Origin of the sequence: Microseira sp. BLCC-F43 (assembly GCF_041929235.1) — a bacterium.
Taxonomy (GTDB): Bacteria; Cyanobacteriota; Cyanobacteriia; order Cyanobacteriales; family Aerosakkonemataceae; genus Microseira.
Genome location: NZ_JBHFNP010000235.1, coordinates 1 through 18,971, shown reverse-complemented (window position 1 = coordinate 18,971; position 18,971 = coordinate 1). Strand labels below are relative to the sequence as shown.

The 18,971-nt window shown below is 43.9% G+C and carries 16 protein-coding genes; 11 read left to right on the top strand and 5 right to left on the bottom strand.

Features of this window, described 5'->3' with window-relative positions; translation table 11 throughout:
- The first annotated feature begins 74 nt into the window (after positions 1 to 74).
- The 5 genes from ACE1CM_RS31845 (at position 75) to ACE1CM_RS31825 (ending at position 10,428) form a co-directional block, all read left to right on the top strand.
- On the top strand, positions 75 to 6,047 hold the full coding sequence (locus ACE1CM_RS31845; RefSeq protein ID WP_374882882.1) for an AAA family ATPase: 5,973 nt from the start codon (positions 75 to 77) through the stop codon (positions 6,045 to 6,047).
- 118 nt (positions 6,048 to 6,165) lie between these two features.
- Positions 6,166 to 6,768: a Uma2 family endonuclease gene (locus ACE1CM_RS31840; RefSeq protein ID WP_374882880.1), complete on the top strand. Its 603-nt coding sequence runs from the start codon at positions 6,166 to 6,168 to the stop codon at positions 6,766 to 6,768.
- Between the two features lie 80 nt (positions 6,769 to 6,848).
- The gene (locus ACE1CM_RS31835; RefSeq protein ID WP_374882879.1) at positions 6,849 to 7,244 is read left to right on the top strand and encodes a response regulator; all 396 of its coding nucleotides are present in this window, start codon (positions 6,849 to 6,851) and stop codon (positions 7,242 to 7,244) included.
- Entirely contained in the window at positions 7,241 to 8,920 is a 1,680-nt protein-coding gene (locus tag ACE1CM_RS31830; RefSeq protein ID WP_374882878.1) for an adenylate/guanylate cyclase domain-containing protein, read from the top strand. Before ACE1CM_RS31835 ends, ACE1CM_RS31830 begins: the two co-directional genes overlap by 4 nt.
- A 443-nt stretch (positions 8,921 to 9,363) precedes the next feature.
- Complete coding sequence (locus ACE1CM_RS31825) at positions 9,364 to 10,428, top strand: potassium channel family protein (RefSeq protein WP_374882877.1); 1,065 nt, start codon at positions 9,364 to 9,366, stop codon at positions 10,426 to 10,428.
- A gap of 186 nt (positions 10,429 to 10,614) precedes the next feature.
- Here the strand turns inward: ACE1CM_RS31825 and ACE1CM_RS31820 are convergent, their stop codons facing one another.
- From ACE1CM_RS31820 to ACE1CM_RS31810, 3 genes are all read right to left on the bottom strand, one after another.
- Positions 10,615 to 11,205: a methylmalonic aciduria and homocystinuria type D protein gene (locus ACE1CM_RS31820; protein WP_374882876.1), complete on the bottom strand. Its 591-nt coding sequence runs from the start codon at positions 11,203 to 11,205 to the stop codon at positions 10,615 to 10,617.
- Positions 11,206 to 11,214: 9 nt separating this feature from the next.
- Positions 11,215 to 11,421, bottom strand: a complete 207-nt coding sequence (locus ACE1CM_RS31815; RefSeq protein WP_374882875.1) for a glycogen debranching protein — start codon at positions 11,419 to 11,421, stop codon at positions 11,215 to 11,217.
- A 157-nt stretch (positions 11,422 to 11,578) separates the two neighbouring features.
- Positions 11,579 to 12,451, bottom strand: a complete 873-nt coding sequence (locus tag ACE1CM_RS31810) for a tRNA (5-methylaminomethyl-2-thiouridine)(34)-methyltransferase MnmD (RefSeq protein ID WP_374882874.1) — start codon at positions 12,449 to 12,451, stop codon at positions 11,579 to 11,581.
- 158 nt (positions 12,452 to 12,609) lie between these two features.
- Here ACE1CM_RS31810 and ACE1CM_RS31805 point away from each other — a divergent pair, with 158 nt between their 5' ends.
- The 6 genes from ACE1CM_RS31805 to ACE1CM_RS31780 all read left to right on the top strand — a co-directional run bounded on the left by ACE1CM_RS31805 (position 12,610) and on the right by ACE1CM_RS31780 (position 16,517).
- Positions 12,610 to 13,014 (top strand): element excision factor XisH family protein, encoded by a 405-nt coding sequence (locus ACE1CM_RS31805; RefSeq protein ID WP_374882872.1) that lies wholly within the window; start codon positions 12,610 to 12,612, stop codon positions 13,012 to 13,014.
- Positions 12,972 to 13,142, top strand: a complete 171-nt coding sequence (locus ACE1CM_RS31800) for an element excision factor XisH family protein (protein ID WP_374882965.1) — start codon at positions 12,972 to 12,974, stop codon at positions 13,140 to 13,142. Before ACE1CM_RS31805 ends, ACE1CM_RS31800 begins: the two co-directional genes overlap by 43 nt.
- Positions 13,130 to 13,471 carry a XisI protein gene (locus ACE1CM_RS31795; RefSeq protein WP_374882871.1) on the top strand — a complete coding sequence of 114 codons (342 nt, stop codon included), beginning with the start codon at positions 13,130 to 13,132 and terminating at the stop codon, positions 13,469 to 13,471. The genes ACE1CM_RS31800 and ACE1CM_RS31795 overlap by 13 nt, the downstream gene beginning before the upstream one ends.
- 9 nt (positions 13,472 to 13,480) lie before the next feature.
- A complete protein-coding gene (locus ACE1CM_RS31790) occupies positions 13,481 to 14,701 on the top strand; it encodes a DNA cytosine methyltransferase (RefSeq protein ID WP_374882870.1) in 1,221 nt (406 codons plus the stop codon).
- Positions 14,702 to 14,803: 102 nt separating this feature from the next.
- On the top strand, positions 14,804 to 15,676 hold the full coding sequence (locus tag ACE1CM_RS31785; RefSeq protein WP_374882869.1) for a PmeII family type II restriction endonuclease: 873 nt from the start codon (positions 14,804 to 14,806) through the stop codon (positions 15,674 to 15,676).
- 13 nt (positions 15,677 to 15,689) lie between these two features.
- A complete protein-coding gene (locus ACE1CM_RS31780; RefSeq protein WP_374882868.1) occupies positions 15,690 to 16,517 on the top strand; it encodes a sulfurtransferase in 828 nt (275 codons plus the stop codon).
- 194 nt (positions 16,518 to 16,711) lie between these two features.
- On the opposite strand, the gene ACE1CM_RS31775 is transcribed toward ACE1CM_RS31780, so the two are convergent.
- On the bottom strand, positions 16,712 to 18,139 hold the full coding sequence (locus tag ACE1CM_RS31775) for a hypothetical protein (RefSeq protein WP_374882867.1): 1,428 nt from the start codon (positions 18,137 to 18,139) through the stop codon (positions 16,712 to 16,714).
- Positions 18,140 to 18,812: 673 nt separating this feature from the next.
- Positions 18,813 to 18,932 carry a group II intron maturase-specific domain-containing protein gene (locus tag ACE1CM_RS31770; protein WP_374882964.1) on the bottom strand — a complete coding sequence of 40 codons (120 nt, stop codon included), beginning with the start codon at positions 18,930 to 18,932 and terminating at the stop codon, positions 18,813 to 18,815.
- Positions 18,933 to 18,971: the final 39 nt, after the last annotated feature.

The following is an 18,971-nucleotide window of genomic DNA, read 5'->3' as shown; positions in this document are numbered from 1 at the left end:
GGGCGGGGTCACGAAGTGTGGCTCTTGCCGTATCGCATATAATTGTTACACCAATTCCAAATACGAGTCCAACCATGAGCAGAAATTTCCCCGTCTTTCCTAACTATCGCATCACCGAACAAATATACGATGGATCTAGAACGATAGTTTATCGGGGAATTTCGGAGTCAGAGCAAAAATCCGTTGTGATAAAACTGCTCAAAAGCGAGTATCCTACTTTCAGCGAATTGGTGCAGTTTCGCAATCAGTATACTATCACCAAAAATCTCGATTTAGCAGGAATTGTTAAACCGATTGTGTTGGAAAAATATGGCAATAGTTTTGCTTTAGTCATGGAAGATACGGGGGGAATATCCCTGTCTGAATACCTGGGCGACAGGTCAATGAGCCTCGATGAATTTTTGCCCTATGGGATTGCGATCGCCCAAATTTTAGCAGGACTTTATCACAACCGAGTGATTCATAAAGATATCAAGCCTCAGAATATTATTATTAATCCTGAAACCAAAGAAGTAAAACTAATTGACTTTAGCATCGCCTCTTTATTGCCGAGAGAAAATCAGGAGATTGCTAACCCTAACGTCCTGGAAGGAAGCCTAGCTTACATTTCCCCAGAACAAACTGGCAGGATGAATCGCGGCATCGACTATCGGACAGACTTTTACTCGTTGGGGGTGACATTTTACCAACTACTAACAGGTCGATTGCCATTTCAATCAACTGACCCAATGGAGTTAATTCACTGCCACATTGCGCGCCGACCAACTCCGCCGATTGAAATTGTCCCAACGATTCCCCAAGCGGTTTCAGACATCGCGATTAAATTGATGGCGAAACCGGCTGAGTTGCGGTATCAAAGTGCATTTGGATTGCAATATGACTTAGAAAAATGTTGGCAGCAATGGCAAGAAAAAAGCAGTATTAGTGAGTTTAGTTTGGGGGAGAGGGATGTAGGCGATCGCTTCGTCATCCCTGAAAAACTTTACGGCAGAGAAGCTGAAGTAAAAACCTTATTAGAGGCATTTGAGCGCGTCAGCAATCCCCCCCTGCCCCCCCTTACTAAAGGGGGGAAAGAAATCATGCTAGTTGCTGGCTTTTCTGGGATTGGCAAAACCGCCGTAGTTAATGAAGTTCACAAACCCATTGTCCGCCAAAGGGGTTACTTCATCAAGGGTAAATTTGACCAATTCAAGCGCGATATTCCCTTTTCCGCGTGGGTGCAAGCATTCCAAAACTTGATGCAGCAATTACTCACAGAAAATTCTACCGAGTTGCAAAAATGGAAAGTTAAAATCCTAGAGGCTTTAGGTGAAAATGGTCAGGTTATTATCGATGTCATCCCAGAATTAGAACAACTGATTGGCAAGCAGCCAAAAGTGCCAGAAATAGAGGGAATTGCCGCTCAAAATCGCTTCAATCTATTATGGCAAAATTTCATCCGAGTATTCGCTACAAAAGAGCATCCTTTAGTCATTTTATTAGATGATTTACAGTGGTCAGACTCTGCTTCATTGAAGCTAATGCAATTGTTGATGAGCGAGACGAATACGCGCTATCTATTGTTAATGGGAGCTTATCGCGATAACGAAGTGTTTCCCGCCCATCCACTAATGCTGACCTTGGATGAGATTCGCAAAGAATCGGCGACAGTCAATCAAATTACTTTAGCACCCCTAGACCAACCTTCTCTAAATCGCCTGATTGCCGATACCCTAAGTTGTCCAGCAGAAAGGGCAATTCCTTTGACAGAACTGGTTTTCGCTAAGACCAAAGGCAATCCTTTTTTTGCGACTCAATTCCTCAAATCTCTTTATGAAGATGGGTTGATTGCGTTTGATTTTAATGCCAGCTATTGGCAGTGCGACATTGCCCAAGTGAAGGCGCTGGCATTGACCGATGATGTCGTCGAGTTTATGGCAGTTCAGTTGCAAAAATTACCTGTGAATACTCAGGAAGTTTTGAAACTAGCAGCCTGCATCGGCAACCAATTTGACTTGGCAACCCTGGCAATTGTTCATGAAAAATCTCAAAGCGAAACAGCGGCTGACCTATGGAAAGCATTGCAAGAAGGGTTAGTTATTCCAATTAGCGAAGTTTACAAGTTTTTTCAGGAATCGGAATCGCTGGAAATTGCACAAACGTCTGATTTATCGGTTCCATACAAGTTTTTACATGACCGAGTGCAGCAAGCGGCATATTTTTTGATTCCCGAAAACAAGAAACAATCAACCCATCTCGAAATAGGGCGACTGCTGTTGAGGAATACTCTTGAAGCAGAAAGAGAAGAGAAAATTTTTGATATTGTCAATCAACTGAATATTGGAGTAGAGTTAATTACCGCTCAAATAGAACGGGACGAACTCGCTGAGTTGAACTTAATTGCTGGACGTAAAGCTAAATCTTCAACGGCTTACGGAGCTGCTAAAAAGTATTTAACTGTAGGTTTAGAACTCCTAGATATTGAGTGCTGGCAGAACCATTACAACCTGACTTTGGGACTCTATGAAGAAGCCACAGAGGCGATGTATCTAAACGGTGAGTTTGAGCAAATGGAGCAATTGGCAGAAACTGTTCTGCAAAATGCGAATGCGCTTTTAGATAAAATCAAAGTTTATCAAGTTAAAATTCAAGCTTTAAAAGCGCAAAACCAACTCAAACAATCTTTAAATTTTGGTTTAGACATTCTCGCACTCTTGGGTATAGATCTACCTAAAGATCCTGAACCGACAGAAATTCCCCTGACTTTTGAACAGACGCAATTGGCTTTACAGGGGAAACGCATTCAGGATTTAATTGACTTGCCTGATATGACTGACCCGCAAAAACTGGCAGCGACTCAAATACTGTTAAAACTCTGTCCTTCTGCCTACATGGTCACTCCAGTTCTGTTACCTCTGATTACTTTTAAACAGATTCAGTTAGCGCTTGAATATGGTAATGCATCGACTCATACTCATGCTTATGCAAATTACGGACTGATTCTATGCGGAGTCATGGGCGAGTTAGAATCGGGAGCTGAATTTGGAGAACTGGCATTAAATCTGCTGGAAAAGCTCGATGCTAAGCCTTTCAAAGCTATGACGCTGTTTGTAGAATCCTGCTTTATAAAACATTGGAAAAAGCACGTCAAGGAAACATTAAAACCCTTTCTAGATTCTTACTTTAGCGGTTTAGAAACAGGAGATTTAGAACACGCTGGCTATTCTGCTCACAGGTATTGTTACCATTTATACTTTAGTGGATCAACCGAGCTATCAAGGGTTGAACTAGAGATGCAAACCTACAGGGATGCTATCAACAAGATAAATCAGGATAGCATTCTTCAATTGCATCAAATTTATCATCAACTTGTATTAAACTTGCTGGGAATGACGGAGAATCCTTGCCGTTTAATCGGTTCAGCTTGTGATGAAGCTAAAATGTTACCGCTTCACATCGCCAATAATTACAGAATAGCTTGCTATTATTTTTATTTAAATAAGTTAATCCTTTGCTATCTTTTTGGCGAATACAAACAAGCGGTTGAGCATTCGGTGGGAGCAGAACAGTATTTAGATGCAGGAGTTGCTTCTATATTAGTGCCGATTTTTTATACCTACGATTCTCTATCTAAGTTGGCGGTATATGCTGATGTAGCTATTTCCGAACCACAAAAAATTCTCGAAGATATAGCTAATAATCAGCAAAAAATGCAGAATTGGGGAGAGAGTGCCCCGATGAATTACCTACATAAATTATATCTAGTAGAAGCAGAACGGCATCGAGTTTTAGGAGAAAAAGTAGAAGCGATCGCCATGTACGATCTCGCCATAAAAGGAGCCAAAGAAAACGAGTACGCGAACGAAGAAGCACTGGCTAACGAACTGGCAGCAAAATTCTATCTTGAATGGGGAAAAGAAAAAATTGCCCAAGTGTATTTAACTGATGCTTACTACGCATACGCACGCTGGGGTGCTAAAGCTAAAGTTGAGGATTTAGAAAAGCGCTATCCTCAATTGCTCGCCCCGATTTTAAACCAGAAAACAGCCTTAAAGACAGGCGAGACAATTGCCCAAATGATGACTGGAACTATAACATCCAGCAGTTCAGGTGTTTCAGAAATTTTGGACTTAGCAACGGTAATTAAAGCATCTCAATCCCTGTCAGGAGAAATTCACCTCGAGCGGTTGCTCTCCACCTTAATGCAAGTGATTATCGAGAATGCCGGAGCAGAGAAAAGCTCTCTAATTTTGCTAGAGAAAGATTCATTCTTCGTCGCTGCCCAATCCGTTAGCGGTAAAGGCTGTAACTTGCATTCTACTCCTGTAGCTGACTCCGAGCAAATCCCCATCACTCTGATTAACTATGTCTGGCGTACTCAAAAAACTTTGGTAATTAATGATGCCACGGCTGAGAATACATTTGCTGGTGACTCCTATATTATTCGGCATCAACCCAAGTCGGTTTTGTGTATGCCGATTCAAAATCAGGGAGTGGCGATCGCTCTCCTTTATCTGGAAAATAATCTGATAGCGGGTGCATTTACTCCAGCCCGCTTAGAAGTGTTAAAAGTGTTAGCTTCACAAGCAGCTATCTCGATTAAAAATGCCCAACTATACGCCAATTTAGAAACGATAGTAGAGCAACGTACCCAAGAACTTCAAGAAAGTCAGGTTAAATTCTCCGGAATTCTTCAGATTGCTGGCGATGCTATCATTTCAGTGAATGAAAACCAGCAGATTTGCCTGTTTAACCAAGCTGCCGAACAGATGTTTGGCTACACCGCACAGGAAGTTATCGGTCAACATCTGGATATTTTACTGCCAAATAATGTCCGCGATCGCCATCGACACCATATTGGTCAATTTGGTAGTGAAGAAGTTCCCTTCCGCAGCATGGGTAAAACTGAGCGAGGTAAAATTCAAGGACAGCGCAAAAACGGCGAACTCTTTCCCGCAGAAGCCTCAATTTCCCGACTGCAATTGCGAGATGGATTGCTGTTTACTGTAATTATGAACGACATTACCGAGCGCAAACAAGCTGAAGAAGCAATCAAACAAAAAAATCAGGAGTTAGCTAGCACGCTGCAACAACTTCAAACCACCCAAGAAGAACTAATTCAATCGGAAAAAATGGCAGCTTTGGGTCAACTGGTAGCTGGAGTTGCTCATGAAATTAACACGCCTTTGGGTGCGATTCGTTCTTCCGTGGGTTATATCAGTGACTTTCTGCAAGAAAACTTGGGCAAGTTTCCTTCTTTATTCCGCGAACTTACCCCAGAACGAGAAGAGCAATTTTTGGCATTGTTAGAGCGATCGCTCACCAATACTACCACCATATCCGGGCGCGAACGACGACAATTGCGAAAAGCCCTCACTAGCGAACTGGAAGCGCAAAATATTAACAATGCTGACACTTTGGCTAACTTCCTCCTCGATTTAGGAATTCGCGACAACCTGGAACCCCTCATCCCTCTCTTGCAACAACCTGACAGCGATAGTTTCCTCAAAATTGTGCGTTCCTTTGCGCGCTTACAAGAGAGTACTAGAGATATTACTACAGCAAGCGATCGCGCTGCCAAAGTTGTGTTTGCCCTCAAAACCTACGCCCGTTACGACCAAACTGGCGAAACCGTCCAAGCTAATATTCTCGATGGTTTGGAAGCCGTTTTAACCCTCTATCACAATCAAATCAAACATGGGGTCGAATTAATCCGTCATTACCAAGAACTCCCACCCATTGAGTGTTATTTCGATGAACTCAACCAAGTATGGACAAATTTAATCCACAACGCCCTGCAAGCGATGGATAATAAAGGAACCCTCACCATCGCAGCCATTCAACAAGAAGGTGACATTAAAATCAGTATTACCGACAGCGGTAAAGGCATCTCTGATGAGATTAAAGATAAAATATTTCAACCCTTCTTTACCACTAAACCCGCAGGCGAGGGCAGCGGTTTGGGACTCGATATCGTGCGAAAAATTGTCGCCAAACATCAGGGAACTATTACTTTTGCATCAGTCCCCGGTCAAACTACATTTACCGTTTCTCTACCTATGTTATAGGACTGGAGGCAGCAGCCCACCTACCTCGTTCCCAGGCTGAGCCTGGGAACGAGATTGGCGAGGCAGAGCCTCGCTTTTAGAAGAGCGTTACTATAAATAAACTAACTAGGAGATAGAAATGCTAACTCAAACGCCACAACGCACCTACACTCCAGATGAGTACCGAAAGTTAGAACAAACTGCTGAATTCAGAAGTGAATATCGCGATGGAGAAATTGTACCCATGACAGGTGGCACGATTAATCATAACCGGATAACGGGCAGTATCTATGCCTTCTTGAAATATGCTTTACGCGGGAAGAATGCCGAACCATTTATGAGCGATTTACGGTTGTGGATTCCCCGATATCGGCGCGCAACTTATCCTGATGTTATGGTAATTTCTGGGGAACCTGTCTTTAATCAAGAACGCAACGATGAGGTACTCAATCCCATCCTGATTGTAGAAGTGCTTTCTAACTCTACAGAAGATTTTGATCTAGAAAATAATAAATTTCGCTTCTATCGCTCGATTCCTGAGTTTCGCGAGTATATTTTAGTAGACCAATATGAGTTTTTAGTTGAGCAGTACCTGAAAAATGAATCAGGACAATGGTTGTTTCAGGAATATGAGGGAGAATCTGCTACAATTTCCTTTGCTTCGGTGGGAGTGCAAATGTCAATGAGCGATATTTATGTAGGGGTGGTTATTGAGACGGGAAAGAATCAAGGGAATCAATAAAAATGTGGTAAAATATTTGTTTCAGGCAAGATGCCCAACCCACAAATCCAAAATACACCCATTCAAAATTGAGACGAATAATGAGTAAATTTGCTATTCTGTGCGTTGATGACGAAGCCCTAATTTTAAACAGCGTTATCCGCCAACTTCAAGACGAATTCGAGGAAAAGTACACCTATGAAGCGGCTGAAAGTGCTGAGGAAGCTCTAGAAGTTTTGGCAGAACTTGAAGAAGAAGGAATTAAGACAATCGTCATCGTATCGGATTGGCTCATGCCAGGAATGAAGGGCGATGAATTTTTGATCGAAGTTCATAAAAGGTTTCCGAAAGTTGTCAAAATTTTACTCACTGGTCAAGCTGATGAAGCCGCGATTGAAAGAGCCAATAAATACGCCAATCTCCATAATTATATTGCTAAACCTTGGGACAAAAAAGACTTAATTGGAGCGATTAGATCGGGGTTGGAAAAATTATGAAAAAACCCGTCATTATCTGTGTTGATGACGAGATTACGGTTCTCGATAGCTTGAGAAGAGAATTATCGGAAGCTCTGGAAGATCATTTTGAGATTGAAACAGCAGTTGGCGGGATTGAAGCTTTAGAGTTAGTCGAAGATTTAATCGACGAGGGCTGCGATATTGCTATCGTCATTGCTGATTATATCATGCCCGATCTCAAAGGAGATGAAGTGTTAAAACAAATTCACCAGCGATCGCCCAAAACGATCAAAATCATGCTGACGGGTCAAGCCACCATAGAAGGCGTCACCAATGCCATCAACTCAGCCAAACTCTATCGCTACATCGCCAAACCTTGGCAAGCTGAAGAACTCAATATAACTGTCAAAGAAGGACTAAAAGTTTATTTTTTGGAGCAGAAGATTATCGAACAAAACGCCAAACTCAGAGAGAGCGAACGCCGCCTCGCGCAGTTTTTGGAAGCCATGCCTGTCGGCGTATCTGTCCAAGATACAACTGGACAAATTACTTACGCCAATCAAAAGGCAAAAGAATTGCTCGGCATTCAAAAAATACCGGATACCAAAACCAAGCGATTGGCGGATGTTTATCAAGTTTATCGAGGGGGAACGGACCAGTTATATCCTACAGAAGAATTGCCAATTGTCCGTTCTCTATCTGGGGAAACTGTTCGTGCTGACGACCTGGAAATTCATCAAGAAGATCGGATTGTTCCCTTGGAAGTTACTTCTACACCCATCAGAGATGACAGCGGGAAAATTATCTATGCGATCGCTGCCTTCCAAGATATCAGCGAACGCAAAAAGTCTGAAGCCGAAAGGGAAAAATTTACCCAAGAACTATTTAAACTCAACGAAGCCTTTTCCCGCTTTGTCCCCCGTCAATTTCTCCAGTTATTAGATAAACAAACCATTGTTGATATTCAACAAGGCGATTCGGTCGCCAAAGAAATGACTGTTCTCTTTTCCGATATTCGCGACTTTACCAAACTCTCGGAAACAATGACTCCAGAGGATAATTTTAAATTTATTAATGGCTATTTATCCCGCATGGAACCCGCGATTCTCCAAAATCACGGGTTTATTGATAAATATATCGGTGATGCGATTATGGCTCTGTTCCCAGGAAGTGCAGACGATGCCATAAAAGCAGCAATTGCTATGCTCAAAGCTTTAGCAGAATATAATACTACGCGCCAGGGTCCAGAACGTCCGCCGATTCAAATTGGCATTGGCATTAACACGGGCAAATTAATGTTAGGAATAGTGGGGGGAAATTTCCGCATGGACAGCACCGCGATCAGCGATGCTGTAAATCTTTCCTCGCGTCTTGAACAGTTGACAAAAGTTTATAGTGTTCCTTTGCTAATTTCTCACTACACGCTGTCGCAACTGCAAGAACCAATGAATTTTGCGCTGCGCTTGATCGATCGCGTCCAAGTCAAGGGAAAATCCCAAAAAGTTGCCGTATTTGAAGTTTTCGATGCCGATACAATCGAAATCAAACAGGCGAAATTATCGACTAAACCCCTGTTTGAAAAAGCATTATTACTGTACAATTCAGGTTGGTTAAACGAGGCGAAACAACTGTTTGAAAAATGTCTGCAAGAAAATCCGCGCGATCGGGTAACGCAAATCTATCTCATGCACTGTCAAAATAAAATTTCCGATTAAACTAACTAGAGTTGCTAGTTATATCAAAAAATTGGCTAATGGCTAATGGCTAATGGCTCAATCAGCAAAAATGCTATACTACGCTCCGATCCCAATCAGCAATTAGCCATTAGCAATTACCAATTAGCCATTAGCAATTAGCCAGTTCCTATCACCAAAGTTTCTTGCTGCGCTCTCTGGTTACAAAGCGACGATTTTTTATACTCAGATCTTGCACCATTCTCAACCTGCCTTGAAACCCTTGTTTCTTGATGAAAAATCTAGGCTTTCAAGTTTAGCTATTTGCCAGAAACTTTGGTGTTAGCCCTGGTGCAAGATGTGAGTATAGAAACTTTGGTGTTTGCGTCAAGCAATTAGCCATTAGCAATTAGCCATTAGCAATTAGCCATTAGCAGCCGCTATTCTACCTATTGGTGGATTGTTTAGATGGGCAAGCAATATTCGTGTATTCTACGCTAGAACAAAAATATCTTCGCCTCCAACAAGAGCTAGTTGCGGGTGCAATCGCGCTGTTTGGCGTCTTCCTCACAGGCACGCTGTGGTACAAGTATGTAGAAGGCTGGGGGTGGTCTGACGCGATTTACATGACGGTGATTACCCTCGCTACCGTGGGATACGGAGAAACCCAACCCCTCGGTCATCGCGGACGCATCTTTACCATCGTCTTAATTTTAATGGGCGTTATCGTCATCGGTTACATCGTCAACCGATTTACAGAAGCCCTGATTCAAGGTTACTTTCAAGAAGGAAGACGACTGAGGCAACTAAAACGCTTGATCGAATCTCTCAACCAACACTACATTATTTGCGGATTTGGGCGCACTGGTCGTCAAATCGCCTTGGAATTTGACGCCGAAGGCATCCCATTTGTGACGATAGACTCTGGGTTAGAACAAGTACAGGAAGCACAAGCACACGGTTATGTTGCCGTTCAAGGCGACGCCACTTTAGATGAGGTGTTGCTGGCGGTGGGAGTTGAACGAGCAATTTGTTTAGTCGCGGCGCTTCCCAGGGATGCAGAAAATCTTTATATCGTGCTTTCCGCAAAAACACTGAATCCTAATATTAGAGCGATCGCGCGCGCCAATAGCGAAGAAGCAATCCAAAAATTACAGCGCGGCGGTGCCGATGCAGTCGTTTCTCCTTATATTACAGGGGGAAAGCGCATGGCAGCTGCCGCCCTCAGACCCCAGGTAATGGACTTTGTCGATGGAATTCTTACAGGTGCAGATCGCGCTTTTTATATGGAAGAATTTTTAATCGATCCAGAAACTTGTCCTTTTGTCGGTCAAACATTGCGCGAGGCGAAATTGCGATCGCATTCTGGTGCGTTAGTTTTAGCCATTCGCCGCGCCGACGGCAGTCTAATTGGCGGCCCTACCGGCGAAACTATTATTATGGCTAGAGATTTGCTCATGTGTATGGGAACCGCCGAACAACTGCGCGAAATCAACAAACTTCTGTGCCCCATCAATGCCAAAACCCTGCGTCGCCCTAAACACATCTAAATTATTGCAGATTGTAGATTGCAGATTTCAGATTTTACCGCAACGGTACTTACGCGCATATTCCGGGTTTCTCTGAAAATAGATCTACGTAGAAACTGTGGTGATAGGATCGTCCTGCGTCAGTCCTAAGCAAGTCAAACTCCCCGTTAGCCAAATCTGCAATCTTAAATCTTAAATCTGAAATCATCAGCGATTCCCCTGCGCCGCAATAGATAGTTCCACGGCGGGTTTGGCAAGCTTCCAACCATGCAGAACCGCGACATTTTTTAACACAGACTTCATAATTCTGGGCGAAGCTGAAGCAAATAGCGTGCTGGGATAAACCGCAGTACCCCAACAGGGATGGGTTAAAACCGAACATTGATTCGTCGTTACCGGAAATCCCAGCAGCGCTTTGACTACCGCCGTATCGTCGTGGCGAATTTCTCCTGGACGGGAAAGCAGGGGATATCCCGTGCGAGGATCGATCAAGTCGCTTAAAAAACCGCGATCGCGCAGATTAAACGCCACATCAAACCCAAATCGCATAAATTTTTCCCGCAAGCGCTCTTTTTCCCGTTCCACATGGGGTGTACTTTCCGTCATTTCGTATCTTGCTTGCTGCAAGACAATCGCCACCCACAAAACCGGCAAGTTCCAATCTGGAATCACCCGTTCTAAGTTTTGAACCATAAATAAACTAGGTCTATGAACCGAAATTTGAACTTCTTGTCCATTGTCGGCAACTAAATGGATCGGAAGTCCATGCCGGACACTTACAGGTTGTGGATAAGCCATAACCATAAATTAATCTAGTTTTAAAGCATTCACCGGAACTTCATCCCAAGAATTAACCGTCCGCAAGCGTGCCACCCAACCCGCTGCTTTTTGTCCTTCAGTCAAATTTTGCTTGAAAGACTCGTGGCAATCTTTCGCCTGATTCTCGTTGCAGGAGGCGATGCAAGAGTAAACAAGACCCATCGGATCGATCTGTTCGTTCACCCAAATCGTCATAGCACTCCCTCTCATCTCAAATCCGCGCATAGAAAAACCAAGTATATCTACTTTGTTTTTACTAGAAAATGACTGCACGCCGCAAGATTTTAATTAGACTTTTTGACAATTTTTTGAAATTGAGCCACATTTTTTACTTGTTGCGTCCGCTCTGATTCTAACTTTGAGTCATTGACCACCGCTGTTTCCATTGCGAAGTAGGTTCCAGAGAGCAAGTTTTTTGCTCGATTTGACGCCGTTGCAAAATCACCTCTGATGCATCGCACAAACTCGGATCGCGGTACGGAATGGCAGCTTTGGTGTGCAAATGCTCTTGCTCTTGTAGCGAAAGTGGCGCTAAGTCGTTAGTGTAGCTGGCGACTGTACCCGGAGTTCGCCTCCCCACTGGTGGCGTTGCGCCAATTTGCAACCCAGCTGCCATCAATGCCGTCCGTACCGCTGCCGAACAGGAATAAGTTGCTAGCTTACCATCCTGCTTCAGGCATTTGGCGACCAATCCCAAAAATTCCACCGTCCATAATTGGGGACAAGTAGGAGGTGAAAACGGATCGAGAAAAATCCCATCTGCTTGAAATCCCGATTGATAAACTTGCCCGATGGTTATCCTAGCGTCGCCGATCAGCAATCTAGCTTGAAGTCTGTTCGTTTTAACTTGGTAAGCAGTCGCCAAATTGGTGAGAATTTCCCTAATCGATCGATTCCAGGCATCGAGGAGGCGGTGAGCGATCGCGCTATTAGGCACGCTGGGATCTAATTCCAATCCGATCCACTCCACACAGCAATCGGGATTAACTTGCCAAATCGTTTCTAAAGCCGCTGCGGTATTATACCCCAAACCGTAACAAACATCCAGCAATTTCAAACTCGGTTTTAAAGCCTTATGCCTGAGTTCGGTTGGTTCGACAAATTTCAATTCAGCTTCCTGTTTTGCACCATAGCGACTGTGAAACATTTCGCCAAACTGCGCTGAAAAAAAGGTAAACGAACCATCCTCTGTGAGTTGGGGGGTGAAAGTCTCTGTGTTTTCCATGATTCTAGTTTAAAGATTGCTTGGTCGGATGCGATACGGCTAACGCCACTCTTGGGCGCATCCGCAAGCGTTAGCTTCCGCGATCGCAACTATGCCAGTCATTTTTATCTCCCAGCATATTCCTGTAAAATAAAAGAGTAAAATCTTGCCAATTTCCTATGCCTGCTAGAGATGTCTACCATCAGGCTGTAAAGTTTGCCCCGATCAAAGATGGCTGGACGATTCTCGCAGAAGATTACGTACTACAGTATGGCGAAGATAAAGTTTACGCAGATATCGCAGCCGAACAAACAATTGCAGCCCAAAAGCAAGGACGCAGGATTATTGTAGAAGTTAAAAGCTTTTTGGGGCGATCGTTTATCAACGATTTGGAGGTTGCGGTTGGTCAGTATGTAATTTACCGCGATATTTTAGAGGAAACTAATTCTGATTTTAAAATTTACAGCAGATTGCAAGTGCATGAGGTACAGCCTTTTGGCTTCGAATGCAATAGCGGCACCCTTAAGGGTGCCGCTATTGCATTCGAAGGTGTACCTCATGCGCCTGCAAAACGCTATATTTAGCAATTACAAAGGCAGTATACAAAAACAACTTTCAAATAAAATTAGCTCAAACCATCCTTAAACGCAATCAAGTAAATTTACTCATTATCGAACCAGAAAATGAGGCGATCGAACAATGGATAGAATAGAACAATACCGCCAAATCATCAAAAAAATTATAACTGAATACCACAATCTTAATCTAAAATCTCCAAGCTCCACCCTTGAGAGTGCTGTGGTGTTTGATGAATCCAACGATCGTTATTTGCTACTAACAATGGGTTGGAACAAGGATGAGCGCATTAAAGGCGTAACGATTCACGTGCGGTTAAATAATGGCAAAATTTGGATTGAGGAAGATTGGACAGAAGATGGAGTGGCAACCGACTTGCTGCGGGAAGGCATAACCAGGGAAGAAATTGTGCTAGCATTTCATCCGCCACAACTTAGGCAATATACTGAGTTTGCTAGCGCTTAAAAATTCCCTATGTCTGAAACCAATGCCTTGCAGTTAAAACAAGCAGCTTACCCTGTGTTCAACGATAAACTGATATCCATCAGCTTGTTTGCAGGAGCTTTTGGCCTAGACCTGGGAATGGAACAGGCAGGCTTTCATACAGTCAATGTGGTAGAAATAGACCCTGATGCGGTTAAGACTATAGCGCTTAACCGCCCACACCTGTTTGAATGTGCCGTACCAAGAGACATTCAACAAGTCAGCAGCCAAACTCTCTTGGAACAAGCAGGGCGCGTATTAGGAATTGGCAGATCTTTGCGTGCTGGTGAGGTAGATATTGTGACTGGTGGGCTACCCTGCCAACCTTACAGCACGGCAGGAAAACGGGGTTCTATAGGCGATCCTCGCGGTAGCTTGTTTATGGATTTTATTCGCATTGTTGAAGAAGTCCAGCCCCGCTTTTTTGTCATGGAAAATGTCAGAGGGCTACTTTCTGCACCCATTCGTCACCGCCCCCATCATCAAAGAGGACTGGGTTTTCCACCTCTAGAACCGGATGAAATGCCAGGAAGCGCCCTTCAAATAGTATTAGCAGAGATGAAACGGATTGGTTATGAAGTTAACTATGGTCTTTTAAACGCAGCTGATTACGGTGTTCCTCAAGTTAGGGAAAGAGTCATATTTATCGGCTCAAGAGATGGTCATTCGGTGACTCTTCCTTTACCTATTTATAGTGAAAAAGCCATCCGTGGGCTACCAAAGTGGCCTACGCTCAAACATGCGCTTGAGGAGTTAGTTGACACTCAACCCGAATACATTCCTTACTCACAAAGTCGTATTAAATACCTGCGCCTTTTGAAAGCCGGACAAAACTGGAGACATTTGCCTGATGAATTAAAAAAGGAAGCGATGGGAGGTGCATACAAATCAGGCGGTGGTAAAGTTGGTTTCTATCGGCGTTTGTCTTGGGATAAGCCCTCGCCTACCGTCACAACAAGTCCGCACCAGAAGGCTACAGATATGTGCCACCCAGAAGAATTGCGCCCCCTGAGTGTGAGAGAGTCTGCACGGATTCAGACTTTTCCAGACGATTGGATATTCTATGGTTCAACTGCGTCTAAATATCGCCAGATTGGCAATGCAGTTCCAGTACTTCTAGCAAAAGCAATTGGTGAATACCTACACCAGCGGCTTCAGGGAGAAAATGTTCAGGGACGAGTCGAGTTTTACCAACTCCCTCTTTTTACATAATAACCAGACTAGGAGACTACAGCGTGTCAGATGATAAACTTCATGAAATGTTAGCCTTTGTCCTACGAAATGAAATTGGTGTAACTGCAAGTAAAGCTCGATATGAGAGCTTCTCAATTTTCAGATTTAGAGGAATTTATCAATGTAACAGAGGAAGCTCTCAGCAACATTAAAAGTATATCTGGGAAAAAAATGCTCAAACTAACCGCTGATGAAATTAAGCGTATCCTATCTTTTGTATCATCAGGGAATCTATCTCCACAACTGACAGTAGCTGAGAATTTATTAGCCAGTATCAGTCGAGATTTCACGAAAAGGCAGTTAGCTATGCTCACGCTCTTGTCTCTGGAAAATCTTAATCCCAACCCATTTTTAATTAGATCCCTTAACCTGGAAACCCCAGAAAAGGTTGTTCGCCTCAACGTTTATATGGCAACAACAAGATCGATCGTCACGTCAATGGGCTTTTTTATCCAAAATATCCTCCTAGCTAGTTCAGAAACTATCGAAAATGCTCCTAAAAATTCCGGGTGGGATTTGATGAAGACTAATCTTAGTGGTGAGCGAAGCTGGATTCAGGTCAAAAGTGGCCCAAACAGCATGGATAAAGATCAGATAGTCTATTGGGCTAAGAAAATACAGGAAAAAATTGATGAGGGAGACAAAGCTTATCTGGGGATTACCTATGGAAAAAGAACTCAAAGTACTGTAACAATTGGACTGCTGAAACAACTGTTACCCGATTGGGAAATGAGGACTTTGATCGGGCGGGAACTCTGGGATTTTGTCAGTGACGATCCCGATTACAGTTCCCTATTGTTAGAAATCCTACGGACTTCAGCGGCAAAAGTATTACATCAGCACTCTATATCCGAAGAGATTGATGCTTGCTGCGATCGGATAGCAAATGAATTTATTAAAAAGTACGGTAGCGGTACTCAAGGAGTAGATAATTACATCAAAGATATATTTTAGTCAGGAAAAACCAATGTCTGAGAACACTTTTGTCATTTCCCCCCAATGGCTTTCCCAACACCTCGACGATCCGCAAATAGTTGTTGTAGATTGTCGCTTTTCCCTGGACGATCCGGAACTGGGACAAAGGCAATATCTCCAAAGTCACATTCCTGGCGCTTATTATCTGCATCTCAACCGCGATCTATCCAGTCCAGTTGGGCGTCACGGGGGACGCCATCCTTTACCCAACATCACAGAATTAGCCGAAAAATTAGCCTCGATTGGCGTTAATTCCCAGGAAACCTTAGTTATCGCCTACGATGATTCTCGCTTTGCCTTTGCCGCGCGTTTGTGGTGGCTGCTACGCTATATGGGACACGATAAAGTAGCGTTGCTCGATGGTGGTTTTGCCGGATGGCAAGCAGCGGGATATCCCGTCACAGATGCCGTGCCTACGCCCCTACAACCGGGGATATTTGTACCAAACGTGCGTCCGCACCTCCTAGTAGACATCGACGCCGTAAAAGCCAGAAAAGACCTCCCAGAGGTAATTTTAGTAGACTCGCGCGAACCAGAACGCTATCGCGGCGAACGAGAACCCATCGACCCGATTGCCGGACACATTCCTTCTGCCGTCAACTATCCTTGGAAAGATGTTACCGACTCTCAAGCACGCCTGCGCCCCCTCCCAGAACAACAACAACGCTGGGAAAGCTTAAAAGATGCCAAAGAAATAATGGTTTATTGCGGTTCTGGTGTAACAGCTTGCGTCAATTTATTGTCATTAGAAATCGCTGGAATTAAGACCGGCAAGCTTTATGCAGGGAGTTGGAGCGATTGGTGTTCTTACCAATTGTAGATTTTAGATTGCAGATTTCAGATTGATATCGTTGACCGTTGCATCGGAATTACGACCTGTAGGGAAAATTAGCAATTAGCAATTAGCAATTAGCGATTGGCAAGAAAGCTAATTATTCCGATGCAACCGGATTTGATCTGAAAGCAGAATTTTTGTTTTAAATCTGCAATCTACAATCTTAAATCTGCAATTAATTAATAAATCGGAACATCCACACTGTAAGTGACGCTGAAGAATAAACTATCAAAATCAATCGACGACTCGGAAGAACCGCCTACAGTCACCCCACCTGAGACGCTAATTTGACTATCGCGCAAGACGCCATAAGTTAAGCGACCCATAATGCGATGATACTGGTCATAGCGATCGCGCACGGTAAAGTCGGAGCGCTCAAACTGGTAGTCCATAGCAACTTGCAGGTTGGTTTGGAAAGAATAACTCAAAGATAGGTACAAAGAGTTGATAATCCGACTGCGGCTATCCGGATCGGCAAAACTGACGCGAAAATCGTAGTAGGAATTCAGCCTTAGCCGTCGCGTCAACTGGTCTTGTCGCGACAGGGACAGGTAAGCTATATGCTCGTTCAAAAAGCGATCGTCAACCACAGCTCGATAAAACTGTTGATTAGTCCAACCAATTTCACCGAACATCCCACGGCTAAGGCGTTGGCTGATACCCGTTCTAAATCTCAGCAGATTGTAATCATACTGCGGTTCTTTAATGTAACGAATCAAACTACCTTCAATCGAGGGAGTTAAAAAAGTATTACGTCCGATTTGGGGAACCGCCCAAAGCATCAAACTCGGATAAATCAGACTATCACCCACCGGATCGTCGCTGGACAATACATTACTTGTTTGGAAATAGCTGATCCGAGGCAGCAGGTGCAATATTGGAGTGCTTTGACGTTGTGGTGCAGGTGGCGCTGGTTTGGGTGGCGTTACGGGTGGGGGTAATTCTTGTTGTCGCAGGCGCAAAATCCCCAGATCCGGATCGCCATTTGTCTGTTGCGTATCCGACTCAGCTTCTGCCTGTTTAGGTTGGGACTCAGCTTCTAGTTGCTGTGCTTGTGGCGCGCGTTCGCGCAGCGTGTTGCTTTGCAACTTATCGCTATCCTCGCCTTCTCTATTCTCCCCAGTGTCGAGCAGCAAATCTGCGGCTCCTCTATGGGGAAAACCCTCCAAATCATTCGCTGTTGGCAACGGATACCCTTCGACACTTTCCTGAGGATTTTGTAAAGGGGTTGGTTGTTGCTGGGTAATAGATTGAGCGGTGAGCGCGTTAGGATTGAGTTCGGCATCTGGCAAGACACCGTTCAAATGATTTGTATCGCTTGCTTGCCTTTGAGCGAGCAGTGGGGTTTTCTTTTGTGCATTCCCCAAGCTAGCAAACAGCGAGGCGATCGCTGACCCAGATAAACGAACCCCAGAGGAAATTACCGTTTGATCTGGCGTTTTGTCGGAAGCTGCCAGCAATGCGGTATCCTTTTCCCAACTAGCAGCGGCAGCACTCAATCGACTAAAAAACAAAGCTTCTCCACTGGAAGCCAACACTATCCAGCCAGCGAGATGTATCCAACGTAGTCGTTGACGTTTTCTACCCAGTTGGTTGCGAAGCAGCATTTGGTGGCCTAGTGACGCAAAAAATCGGAGTTAATCAGACTTTCCTGTTTACGGAGCCCATCTGTGAGCGGTATCCCCAGCAGTATTGTCAAACTTTACTCAACTTATCACCATAAATAGCCATTTATGGTATTGTATAACCTGATTAAATAACTCCTTCGTCGCGACGTGGGATTGAGGCTTTCTAGTTTCCACCGAACACTTTTGAGTTTTAGATACAAGCCAGAAGCCCTTTTTCCGGTTGAGCGCCATTTGTCTGAAATATAGGCATCTTTCTAATATACATCATTAATGCTATTCTTCTTGCAGTTCTTCAGGCATTTTTTTTCGTATTTTCGCAAAAAGTACAGCTTGGCGCTGAAACAGTGCATAATACTCATAAACTCTCGCCTCTCAGGCAGCCGAAAGTTGTGGGTTCTTCAGCACCACAATCTGACAGTCGAATAGGGCGCAAAACCATTCCACAAAGTCAAACCCAAATCGAACCAGTCGGTCAGGGTAAGCTACAACGATTTGTCTAATCTCCCGATTAGACACCTGCGTCATTTCTCAAAAAAGTTCAAGAAAGCACGCTTATAAGTCTAAGGCGGCTTGCTGTAAAACCTGAGAAGGTGGTTCTTTCAACCACTCATACTCTTTTTTGAGTTGTGGGAGTAGATTGATTATTTGGTTTCTACTTAGCCCTTTGCCATTTAATGGTGTGGAAGTAACGTTCTTTGACCCACTTTTTGCTTTTATTGGGGTGTCTACGCCTACCCCATTTCCAGAGGTATTGCCATACTCGGTGTGAGATATAGCTGAAGGTTTCTTTGCTAACTCCACTTTTGTATTA

Excerpts from the sequence above, each read along its gene's own strand:
- ACE1CM_RS31820 (WP_374882876.1), bottom strand. The coding sequence starts at position 11,205 with ATGGCTTATCCACAACCTGTAAGTGTCCGGCATGGACTTCCGATCCAT.
- ACE1CM_RS31805 (WP_374882872.1), top strand. The coding sequence starts at position 12,610 with ATGCCTGCTAGAGATGTCTACCATCAGGCTGTAAAGTTTGCCCCGATC.
- ACE1CM_RS31795 (WP_374882871.1), top strand. The coding sequence starts at position 13,130 with ATGGATAGAATAGAACAATACCGCCAAATCATCAAAAAAATTATAACT.
- ACE1CM_RS31785 (WP_374882869.1), top strand. The coding sequence starts at position 14,804 with ATGAGAGCTTCTCAATTTTCAGATTTAGAGGAATTTATCAATGTAACA.
- ACE1CM_RS31835 (WP_374882879.1), top strand. The coding sequence starts at position 6,849 with ATGAGTAAATTTGCTATTCTGTGCGTTGATGACGAAGCCCTAATTTTA.
- ACE1CM_RS31815 (WP_374882875.1), bottom strand. The coding sequence starts at position 11,421 with ATGACGATTTGGGTGAACGAACAGATCGATCCGATGGGTCTTGTTTAC.
- ACE1CM_RS31810 (WP_374882874.1), bottom strand. The coding sequence starts at position 12,451 with ATGGAAAACACAGAGACTTTCACCCCCCAACTCACAGAGGATGGTTCG.
- ACE1CM_RS31840 (WP_374882880.1), top strand. The coding sequence starts at position 6,166 with ATGCTAACTCAAACGCCACAACGCACCTACACTCCAGATGAGTACCGA.
- ACE1CM_RS31830 (WP_374882878.1), top strand. The coding sequence starts at position 7,241 with ATGAAAAAACCCGTCATTATCTGTGTTGATGACGAGATTACGGTTCTC.
- ACE1CM_RS31780 (WP_374882868.1), top strand. The coding sequence starts at position 15,690 with ATGTCTGAGAACACTTTTGTCATTTCCCCCCAATGGCTTTCCCAACAC.
- ACE1CM_RS31845 (WP_374882882.1), top strand. The coding sequence starts at position 75 with ATGAGCAGAAATTTCCCCGTCTTTCCTAACTATCGCATCACCGAACAA.
- ACE1CM_RS31790 (WP_374882870.1), top strand. The coding sequence starts at position 13,481 with ATGTCTGAAACCAATGCCTTGCAGTTAAAACAAGCAGCTTACCCTGTG.
- ACE1CM_RS31775 (WP_374882867.1), bottom strand. The coding sequence starts at position 18,139 with ATGCTGCTTCGCAACCAACTGGGTAGAAAACGTCAACGACTACGTTGG.